The organism is Corynebacterium sp. HMSC05E07 (assembly GCF_001807225.1).
Lineage (GTDB): Bacteria > Actinomycetota > Actinomycetes > Mycobacteriales > Mycobacteriaceae > Corynebacterium > Corynebacterium singulare.
Window position 1 is genome coordinate 94,343 of record NZ_KV788225.1, and the last position, 9,882, is coordinate 104,224.

Consider the following 9,882-nt stretch of genomic DNA (forward strand, 5'->3'; position numbering starts at 1 on the left):
CCTTACTTTGTCAGCGTAGGCGGTCGACGACGCTGCATCTGACGTAACTGGCGGCGCCTATCCACATCCTCATTCCACTGTGGCTGCAGCATGTGCCAATCTGTCGGGTGCTGACGAATGTTCTCGGCAAAACCATCGGCCATGCGCTGGCAGGTTTCCTGCAGCGTCGTGACTTCCACTTCTGGGCTGACAGTAAGGCCCCAGCCCTCACCATCGAAGAAGGAATGCACCACATGAAGTGCGGCCCCGGTTTCTATGGCGAGTTGCGCTGGACCGGCAGCAACGTTGGCCTCCTCCCCCATGAAATCCACAGTCACGCCCGTCCGGGTGAGGTCGCGGTCGGCCAGTAGGCAGACCACGCCACTACGCTCCAACGTTTCTTTGAGGCGCGGGTACGGCGAGGCGGAGCCTCCGGTCAAGGGCACGACGGTGAAGCCGAGGCTCTCGCGGTAATCCACGAAGGCGTCGAAAAGCACCTCCGGCTTCACTCGCTCGGCGACTGTAGTGAATCCGCCGTAGTGGTTCACACAAAACACGCCCGCCATATCCCAGTTGCCTGAATGCGGCAAGGCAAAGATGACCCCGCGCCCCGAGGCGATCGAGGCATCCGAATGCTCCTTGCCTCGCATGCCCGTCAGCAGGCGTTCATGGAGCCGAGGATCGGAATGAATCGCAGGAAGGCGGAAAGCCTCGAGCCAATAGCGCATGTAGGAGCGCATAGAATCCCGCACGAGTTCGCGGGTGACGTTTTCGGGTCCGACGACGCGGCTCAGGTTACGGCGCAACTGCTCCATGCCTTTGCCGTTGTCACTGGCATAGTCAGCACCCCGCTCAAAGAGCCACGCAGCTAGGGGCCGCGGAAGGTAGCGCACAATACGCCAGCAGGCAATATATCCGGCGGCAGCAAGGCGCTCCCGATCCATGAATGCCATTGCGAGTCTCTCCCTCTCAGGTCAGAATTGCTTTAAAGGTCCTTCATGAAACGGGCCTTGGTGTCCTGGCGCGCTGCTTGCCGCATCCTCTGATAGATGGTGAACAATGAGCCTACCGCCAGCAGCCACAGCGAAATTTCCAGGGCATACGGGACGCCGAGGCCTTCCAGCCCCACGCCGCCCAGTCCAAGAATAAGGCGCTCAGGTCTTTCGACGAGCCCGCCAACCATGGTGAAACCGGAAGCCTCACCGCGGGCCTTGACATAGGAGATCACCTGAGAGCTGACCAACACCACCATGCAGGCGGCGAAATTCACGGGGTGAGCATGATCGACATACACCATCCAATAAGCAATCGCAGCGAAGAGTGCCCCATCTGTGATGCGATCACAGGAGGCATCGAGCGTTGCGCCAAACTTCGAACCACCCGTCGTCAGGCGCGCCATTGTGCCGTCGAGCATGTCAAAAGCGGCGAAAAGGCCTGACAAGACTGCTGCCGCAAAGAGGTGATCCAGCGGTATAAGGATGACGGAAATAGCGATAGTAACAATGGTTCCGACCACGGTCACTACGTTTGGCGTCAAGCCCATCTTGAGGAACAGCTTGGCCACGGGTACTACGACCACGGCGGCGGGCTTGCGCCCATGAACACTAAGCATGCGCTTCTCCTGGAATGAGTCCCTCGGCGGCGAGCTCCTCCCACCCCTGCGCCAGCAGGGAGCGGGTATCTTTGAGGAGCTGGGGCAGCACTTTGACTCCATCCACAATAGTCATGAAATTAGAATCTCCACTCCAGCGCGGCACAATATGCATGTGGAGATGCTGACCCACAGATCCTCCCGAGGCGCGTCCCAGGTTAAACCCAGCATTGACCGCGTCAGGGCCGGACACCTTCTTGAGAACCCGGATGGCCGCCTGGGCAAACTGGAAGAGTTCGCGCGACTCTGCGTCAGTTAGGTTCTCCAGTTCCGATTCTTGGCGGTACGGGATAACCATCATGTGCCCGGCGTTGTAGGGGTACAAGTTGAGCACGCAATAGACAAGTTCTCCGCGGGCCACGATGAGGCCGTCTTCATCCGACATCTGCGGGATCTCCACAAACGGATTGTGGGCTGTCTTCGGCACGTCACCGGCTCCGCCTTCCCGCTTGATGTAGCTCATGCGGTACGGCGCCCACAGGCGCTCTAGGCGGTCGGGGGTTCCCAGGCCGGTATCGACGTACTCTTCCACTCTTCGTTGTCTCCCTTCAGCGGTTCTTATGATGTCCTCTCAACCATGTCGCATCTAGACGCGCTCGGCGATGGTGTCCTTGGTCGGCTGGTCATTGTTGCGCTCACGGACCCACGCCTCAATGACGTTCACCGCGGCATCCACCGGCACACCGTTGACCTGGGTGCCATCGAGGAAACGGAAGGACACGGCACCGGCTTCCACATCGCGTTCACCGGCCAGCAGCATGAACGGCACTTTGCCGGTGGTGTGATTGCGAATCTTCTTTTGCATGCGGTCATCGGACGTATCGACGTCGGCACGTAGGCCGCGAGCGCGAAGCTGTGCACACACGTCTTCGAGGTGCGGCGCAAAAGTATCGGCAACGGGGATGCCGACCACCTGGTGCGGAGCAAGCCAAGCCGGGAAGGCACCCGCGTAGTGCTCAAGAAGCACGCCGAAGAAGCGCTCGATAGAACCGAAGAGCGCGCGGTGAATCATGATCGGGCGCTGCTTGGTGCCATCGGACGCGGTGTACTCCAGCTCAAAGCGCTCCGGCAGGTTGAAGTCCAACTGCACGGTGGACATCTGCCAGGTACGGCCGATGGCGTCACGGGCCTGGACGGAAATCTTCGGGCCGTAGAAGGCGGCACCCGCCGGGTCCGGGACCAGGTCAAGGCCAGACTTTTCTGCCACCGACTGCAAGATCCGAGTAGAGCGCTCCCAAATTTCATCGGAGCCAACATACTTATTCGGGTCCTTGGTGGACAGCTCCAGGTAGAAATCATCCAAGCCGTAGTCCTTGAGCAGGGAGATGATGAACTCGAGCACCTTGGTTAGCTCTTCCTCGAGCTGCTCGGGGGTGCAGTAAATGTGGGAGTCATCCTGGGTAAAGCCACGCGCACGAGTCAGGCCATGGATCACGCCGGACTTCTCGTAGCGGTAGACCGTACCGAACTCGAAGAGGCGCAGCGGCAGCTCACGGTAGGAGCGGCCGCGGGAGGCGAAGATGAGGTTGTGCATCGGGCAGTTCATCGGCTTGGCGTAGTAGTCCTGCGGCTGCTTGGTGCAGTTGCCTTCCTCATCCCATTCACCGTCAAGCTGCATCGGCGGGAACATGCCATCGGCATAGAAATCGAGGTGACCAGACTTCTTAAACAGGTCTCCCTTGGTCAGGTGCGGAGTGGACACGAAGGAGTAGCCGTCCGCGATGTGGCGGCGGCGCGAGTGCTCCTCCATTTCCATACGCACGGTAGCGCCGTTGGGGTGGAAGACTGGGAAGCCAGAACCGATCTCATCCGGGAAGGAGAACAGGTCTAGCTCGGCGCCCAGGCGGCGGTGGTCGCGCTTTTCTGCTTCTTCCACCATCGTCTTGTAAGACTCAAGCGCCTCCTTGGATTCGAAGGCGGTGCCGTAGATGCGCTGCAGGCCAGCCTTGGACTGGTCACCGCGCCAGTAGGCAGCAGAGGAACGCGTCAGCGTAAACGCCGGGATGTACTTGGTGGTCGGCACGTGTGGGCCACGGCAAAGATCAAACCACTCCACCTCACCGGTGCGCGGGTTGATGTTGTCATAGTGGGTCAGGTCACCTGAGCCTACCTCAGCGGCCTCATCAGAATTCGGGTCCACGTTACCCTTGTCCTGCACTAGCTCCAGCTTGAAAGGTTCGTTCGCCAGTGCTTCTTCAGCTTCCTCAGTGCTGGCGTAAACGTGGCGCTCGAAGCGCTGACCACCCTTAATGATCTTCTTCATCCGCTTCTCAATCGCTTTGAGGTCTTCAGGGGTGAAGGGCTCTGCGGTCTGGAAGTCGAAGTAGAAACCATTCTCAATGGCGGGGCCAATGCCCAGTTTGGTGCCCGGGAATTCTGCCTGAACGGCCTGAGCCATGACGTGGCCACAGGAGTGGCGGATGACGGCACGTCCGTCTTCTTCGCAGGCGGCAACAGGCGTGAACTCGGCATCAGTATCCGGGGTGTGGGAGAGATCGTAGAGGGTGCCGTCAGCACCGCGGACAACGACGACTGCTTCGGGGCCCTTGTTCGGCAGCTCATGCTCGCGCATAGCTGCTCCCACGGCAGTACCGGCCGGGACCGTAATGGGCTCGTAGTTCACCGGGACTGCTGGAATCATTTCCGCCATGACCTGTTGCGCTCCTTTGCGCTCACGCGCCGCTCGACATACCTGGCCGAGCAGCACTCATCGAGAAAGTTACAGCGGCTTAGTCTACCCCTCTTAACTGCGGATGAGCGATTCGCCCCAGAAGGTTCCGCCATCAGTTCCGGCGGGTACATAGTAGACAGCGGAGCCAATATGGGTAATCCACTCATTGAGGCGATCCGCCTCATCAAGGCGAGTCTGAATGGGTTCAAACTGTTTCGACGGATCCTTCTGATAACAGATGAACACCAAACCTGCGTTGCTCAGCTCACCGCGGGCAGTGGTTTCTGGTGTGGGTGGAAGGTTGTAGTTAAACGCGCGGCGAAGGAGTTTCTGTTCAGGGTGATCCTTGGGCGGATGTGCACGGGCAACATGTGAGTTGGGGTCGATAGCTTTAAGCCCGAACTCATTGCGCGCATCCAAGTCCACAGGGTCGAATTCATCCTGAGCACCAATCGGCGCCCCAGTATCCAACGTGCGGCCGGTAGCCGTTTCGCGCGCGTCGCGGTCCAATTGCTCCCAAGTATCCAAATTCATATGGATACGGCGCACTACCATGGCGCTTCCCCCGGCAAAGGGCCCCTTCTCAATCCATACTTGTTCGGCGAAGTCCTTATCCTCGCGCGGATTCACGGTTCCATCTACTTGGCCGAAAAGGTTGCGCGCGGTGGTGCCCTTAGGGACGGAACCATAGGCGTGACTAAACCCTTGCTGCACCCACGCCACCTCGACATAGTCCTTGCCGGCGCGAACCATGTGCCGAAGAACATGGGCTGCCGTGAGGGGATCATCGCTGCAAATCTGCAACACAATGTCCGTCTGTCCCCATTCGGGGCGAAGATCATCGTGTGCGAAAGAGCGTAGAGGGCGCAGCCACTCAGGCTTCTCAGCACCTAGTACGTTGAACAAACCTTCACCCCAGCCACACGTGACGGTGAGGTTAGCTGGAGTCACGGCAAGTTCGGGTTCAAGGCTGCCTAGCGGGTTTTCACCTGTGCACAGACGACGAGCATCTTCAGTCCACAGCCTCATGAGTGCTGTTGCACCACGGGCGGAGGTTTCCTTCTTCAGCTTAAAACCCACCAGCTCCACGTGAGCTTGAATTGGGGTTTGGATTCCTGCTTGGTGCTGGCCATCAAAGGCGATGATGTCACCGCCCATGGTGTCTTCGACGCCCTCGGGGCCAGTGCTTCCGGCATCACCGGCTTGTGCTGAATCGGGGTTAGCCGCGATGCTATCAGCGTCGTCGCCTTGAGCACAGCTGGCCAAGGCCATTGCACTCGCGGCCACAGCACCGCCAGCGAGTAATCCGCGCCGGCTGACAGGTTCCTCGAACCCGCTCATTGTTCCCCTTTCTGTATGCGTCTTCTGCCCTATCGGGTTTCTACAGCCACGTGGCGGGCGTGTTAAGAGTGGTCAGCATGGCCAGCGTGCTCTACATGATCGCCGTCGTCATGATGTTCGCCGTGTTCGCCATGCTCCATGTGATCACCGTGGCCCATGTGGTCGCTGTGCCCGCTATGGTCCATGCCCTGCATGTCACCGTAGTTTTCATCACCGGCACCAATCGAGCGAACGGGGATGTCACCAAGCTCTATTGAGGAACCGTCCTCGAGCTTGAGCGTCATCGTCACGGTTTCACCAGCCATGATTGGTTCGGCTACGCCCATGAGCATGAAATGGTAGCCACCGGGTTCGAGCTCGACAGACTCGCCGGCGGGGATGTCGAAACCATCGGCCTTTTCCTGCATGACACCGTCAACGACCTCATGAATCTGGTACTGCTTCGCCTCGATGGAAGAGGTAAAGCCTTCTACTTTGAGATCCTTGTCCGTGGTGTTGTGCAGCGTGCCGAAGATCGAAGTGATATCGGCACCTTCCTCCATTGCGCGCACGACGCCATCCTCAAAGGTAATGCTCGCGTCCTCGGAGCCGTCCTTCTGAGCAGCACTAGCATCCGCCGACGCCCCAGCGTCTGCATCAGTAGTAATCCCAGCGCCAGGAGTCGCTACGGTGGAATCTTCTTCGCTGTTCGAGCAACCGGACAAGGTCAAGCTAGCGGCGGCAAGGGCAGCCACGGAAGTACGAATAAAGGTACGGGATGTCAGCATGGGACATGCCTTTCTGAAGCGGGGTTTCTGTAAGGAAGAGGGAAAAGTGCTAGCGCCGAAATTGGCTCTTAGGATTCACCATTAGAACGTCGGGTCTTAGCTCCGAAGACGAAAACAACCGCTACCACGACGAGCACTGCACCAAGGCCAACGATCCACTTCGCTGGGCCAGACAGCGCGCTGAGCGGCGCGTCGGAGTTTTCTTTTTGATTCTGACCGTTGCCTGCTTCGTCTGCGCCATCGGAGGAACTGCCTGCATCAGCGGTATCCCCGGCGGAGGTATCACCATCTGAGGCAACGGTGAATTCAACAGATCCCAGCGTAGAGTGACCATCGGAGGACGTAATGCGAAATCCCACCTGGTAGTCACCATCGCCGGGTTCAACGTCCTGGGGAACATCTACGGTGAGGTTGCGACCGTCAATGGTAGGTTCGGCGTCGAAAAGCACGGTTCCCGTGTCTTTCTCGCTGACAGCAAACGTGTTGAAGGTGTCCTTCGGGATGCCGGAAAACTCCAGCGTGATTTCCCGAGGGAACTCTTCGAGCGGAGCGTCACTCACCACGTTGCCACCAATAACCGAATCGTGGGCCACCGCCATCGGCGCAGAAAGGCCAAGCATGAGGCTTGTAGATCCGGCGGCGAGAGTGGTCATGACCTTACGCAGCTGCATCGTGTGGACAACTCCTTTGCTCGGATGAAACTTTTGATTGATGTTCCCTCATCCTATCGCCGGGAGGGACACGCTAGCCAATCCTTCCCCGCGCGGAATGCACGAGGTTACTCAGTAGTCGCTGAGACGAGGAAGAAAGTTCCCCGCCGCAGCGAAAGCTATTGAAAAGGTTTCATCGCGAGCGTTTACTACACGTTTTACCTTCCACGGCCTCGGAGAAGAAATACCAGGAGGATGATGATGGCAAATAAGAGAATGAGTCCCGCCGCCCCCAAGGCGTAAAGAAGACCACTCATCATTTTGCCAGACTTGTCATCAGCACCACGGGCTTGGTCCTTCGTCTCTGTCTTGTTTTCGTCCGAAGGGTGCGGCTGTTCAGTCTTGTCACTGACAGGCTCATACTTCGGACCCTGGATTGGGTCACCCAACACCTTGGAGGTGAGGTAATACTTCATGGTGGCACGCTTGTCAGAGGGGTTATCTTCGCCCTCCCCCGATTCATCTCCCCTACCACTGTCCAAGGTCACCACAATGTAGTAATCACCCTCCAACCAGTTCGCGTTGCCATAGGAGTTCGCCGCATTTGAGCTGAAACGGTTGCTAAAAGCAACAGGCTTGGACGCCGAAGCTGACCCTTCGTCCCCCTCCTTGGGCCAGATTAAATTCTCAGGCTCCCCAGCTTCCTCCCGAACTGGATTGAGGATAGCCACGTCAAGGAATGAGTATTGGAGTGCCTGCTCGTCCGAGACCTCACCAGCTTTGATTGCGGCAGCCAACTGCTGGCCTTCCTTCATGGGGACCTTGTAGACGTGCGCTTCGCCCTGCACAATGTCGGTTTCGATGGTCTGTCCACTGCGAAGCTCCGCGGCATTGTTAAACCAGTTTCCGGGAGCCATCTGTTCAGCGCCGTTGGCGTTGGCATGGAGTTCACCGTCCAGCTCGCTGCTGAGACCGCTGACGAGTTCGTCCTTGTTGGATACTGGGTCAACGCGGTGAAGCAGGATCTCCACGTCAAAGGGCTCATCGACCTTGTATTCACCTGCTCGCATCGCGGTCAAAACCAAGTCGCCCTGGCAATTCTCGGAACCGATTTCGTAGGTATAAGCGCTAGCGCTAGGCAGGGCATCAGATCCGATACCAGGGAGCGCACTGTCCGAGTCAGCTGTGCACTCATCTGAGCCTTCGTCACCACCATGCGTGCCCGTCGGCGGTTTTGTGCCATCACCGAAAAACGTCTTCAAGTACAACCTATCCGGTGTTCCTACTGCTCCTTCGAGAGTCTTGTACATCGTCGCCACATAACGCTCGCCTGGTTTGACGGGGATAGACCATGACTCCGCGTGGAAGTCGGTGCGCGAATCCTTGCCGCCATTCGGCGGGGCATCCAACTCAGCCCGGAAGATGAAGTCCTCCCCGGACTCCCACCGCGGCAGCTCCGTAGGCGTTGAGATGTCTTCGCTACCCTCGATCTGTTCCACATTGGACTCATAAATGTTTGCCGCACGCCCAGCGGCCTTCTTAATCATTGCCGCCAGGGAATCTGCATCATCCGCGTCGAGATACTCGCCGCCTGCGGCATCTGCGATACAGGAAAGCTCCTTGCGAGCCTCCTCATCGACGTTAAAACCAATGGTGTTGATGACGAGGTCGATGCCCTTTTCATGGAGTTCTTTAGCCACCTCACATACTGGCGGCGGCGCGCAGGTGTCGATTCCGTCAGACACCAGCACGATGGTGCCGTGCTGGCCACCCAATTCCTCGGCTGCCTTTTTCAGGGAATCTCCAATCGGGGTATACCCCTTAGCCTGGAGTGCATCGATGGGACCTGTGAACGAATCCCCTACGTCCTTCTTAGGGCCGCTCACCACGTGAATATCGCGGCATCCTTCTTCTTGATTCTCCGGGGCCTCGTCGACCGTTCCGCCGTAGGTAACAAGCCCGAGCGGAATGGTTCCACCCAACTCATATACAAAATTCTTGGTCGCGTCTTTTGCTGCATCCAGACGCGTCTGACCACCAGCATCCTGTACATTCATGGAACCAGACGAATCTAGAACCAACATCGTTGCGCCACTATTTTCCTCAACGGGAGCAGCATCCTCGGAGGGAGGAGCAGAAGGCGCTTCCGATGCCGGAGAATCCGAACCAGGTACACCGGTGGGGTTCTGCGCGCGGGCAGGAACTACGGCTGCACCTAGTGTCCCCAAGAACACCAGCAGCGTAACAGAGATAAGAGCAAGCCAGCGCTGGCTTGGTGCTGATCGTGTGGGCAGAGTTGTCATAGAGAGGTGTCCACTTCCTTGAAATGAGATGGTTGTGATAAACACCATAAACAAAAGACTCAGAAGCGTCCCTCGCTGTGGGGAAGGTTCCCCTGCCACCCGCTTGCGGCGTGATGAAACGATTGAAGGGCGTCTTTCCTTTGTGGAAAGACGCCCTTTTTCGTGGAGCGGATGACGAGACTCGAACTCGCGACCCTCACCTTGGCAAGGTGATGCGCTACCAACTGCGCTACATCCGCGTGGCAAGCAGAAGCTTGCCGCGGGCTCCTCTAAGGAAACCCTGTGCGCGATACTGGGATTGAACCAGTGACCTCTTCCGTGTCAGGGAAGCGCTCTCCCGCTGAGCTAAACGCGCTCGCAGCACCCTAGAGTGGGCGCCAGCATTTTGAGGTGGAAACGGGAATCGAACCCGTGTGCACGGTTTTGCAGACCGTTGCCTCACCACTCGGCCATTCCACCGTGGCGATACCGCCTCACACACTACATGTGCTGGAGCGGATGACGAGACTCGAACTCGCGA

At 58.1% G+C, this 9,882-nt stretch carries 8 protein-coding genes and 4 tRNA genes (1 of these 12 running past the window's edge); all 12 read right to left on the reverse strand.

Features of this window, described 5'->3' with window-relative positions; translation table 11 throughout:
- Window positions 1-2: 2 nt before the first annotated feature.
- The gene (locus HMPREF3149_RS06505; protein ID WP_070537181.1) at window positions 3-932 is read right to left on the reverse strand and encodes a phosphatidylinositol mannoside acyltransferase; all 930 of its coding nucleotides are present in this window, start codon (window positions 930-932) and stop codon (window positions 3-5) included.
- 32 nt (window positions 933-964) lie between these two features.
- Window positions 965-1,591: a phosphatidylinositol phosphate synthase gene (gene pgsA / locus HMPREF3149_RS06510; RefSeq protein WP_070537182.1), complete on the reverse strand. Its 627-nt coding sequence runs from the start codon at window positions 1,589-1,591 to the stop codon at window positions 965-967.
- The gene (locus tag HMPREF3149_RS06515) at window positions 1,584-2,162 is read right to left on the reverse strand and encodes an ATP adenylyltransferase (protein WP_070537183.1); all 579 of its coding nucleotides are present in this window, start codon (window positions 2,160-2,162) and stop codon (window positions 1,584-1,586) included. Before HMPREF3149_RS06515 ends, pgsA begins: the two co-directional genes overlap by 8 nt.
- A gap of 54 nt (window positions 2,163-2,216) precedes the next feature.
- Window positions 2,217-4,280: a threonine--tRNA ligase gene (thrS, locus tag HMPREF3149_RS06520; RefSeq protein WP_042531135.1), complete on the reverse strand. Its 2,064-nt coding sequence runs from the start codon at window positions 4,278-4,280 to the stop codon at window positions 2,217-2,219.
- 93 nt (window positions 4,281-4,373) lie between these two features.
- Complete coding sequence (locus HMPREF3149_RS06525; RefSeq protein WP_070537184.1) at window positions 4,374-5,642, reverse strand: Dyp-type peroxidase; 1,269 nt, start codon at window positions 5,640-5,642, stop codon at window positions 4,374-4,376.
- Window positions 5,643-5,704: 62 nt separating this feature from the next.
- The gene (locus tag HMPREF3149_RS06530) at window positions 5,705-6,409 is read right to left on the reverse strand and encodes a copper chaperone PCu(A)C (protein ID WP_070537185.1); all 705 of its coding nucleotides are present in this window, start codon (window positions 6,407-6,409) and stop codon (window positions 5,705-5,707) included.
- A 68-nt stretch (window positions 6,410-6,477) separates the two neighbouring features.
- Window positions 6,478-7,080 carry a copper resistance CopC family protein gene (locus tag HMPREF3149_RS06535; protein ID WP_070537186.1) on the reverse strand — a complete coding sequence of 201 codons (603 nt, stop codon included), beginning with the start codon at window positions 7,078-7,080 and terminating at the stop codon, window positions 6,478-6,480.
- A gap of 197 nt (window positions 7,081-7,277) precedes the next feature.
- A complete protein-coding gene (locus HMPREF3149_RS06540) occupies window positions 7,278-9,362 on the reverse strand; it encodes a vWA domain-containing protein (protein WP_070537187.1) in 2,085 nt (694 codons plus the stop codon).
- Window positions 9,363-9,525: 163 nt separating this feature from the next.
- Window positions 9,526-9,601, reverse strand: a tRNA-Gly gene (locus HMPREF3149_RS06545).
- Between the two features lie 44 nt (window positions 9,602-9,645).
- Window positions 9,646-9,717, reverse strand: a tRNA-Val gene (locus HMPREF3149_RS06550).
- A gap of 33 nt (window positions 9,718-9,750) precedes the next feature.
- A tRNA-Cys gene (locus HMPREF3149_RS06555) sits at window positions 9,751-9,821 on the reverse strand.
- 31 nt (window positions 9,822-9,852) lie between these two features.
- A tRNA-OTHER gene (locus HMPREF3149_RS06560) sits at window positions 9,853-9,882 on the reverse strand (it continues 47 nt past the right edge of the window).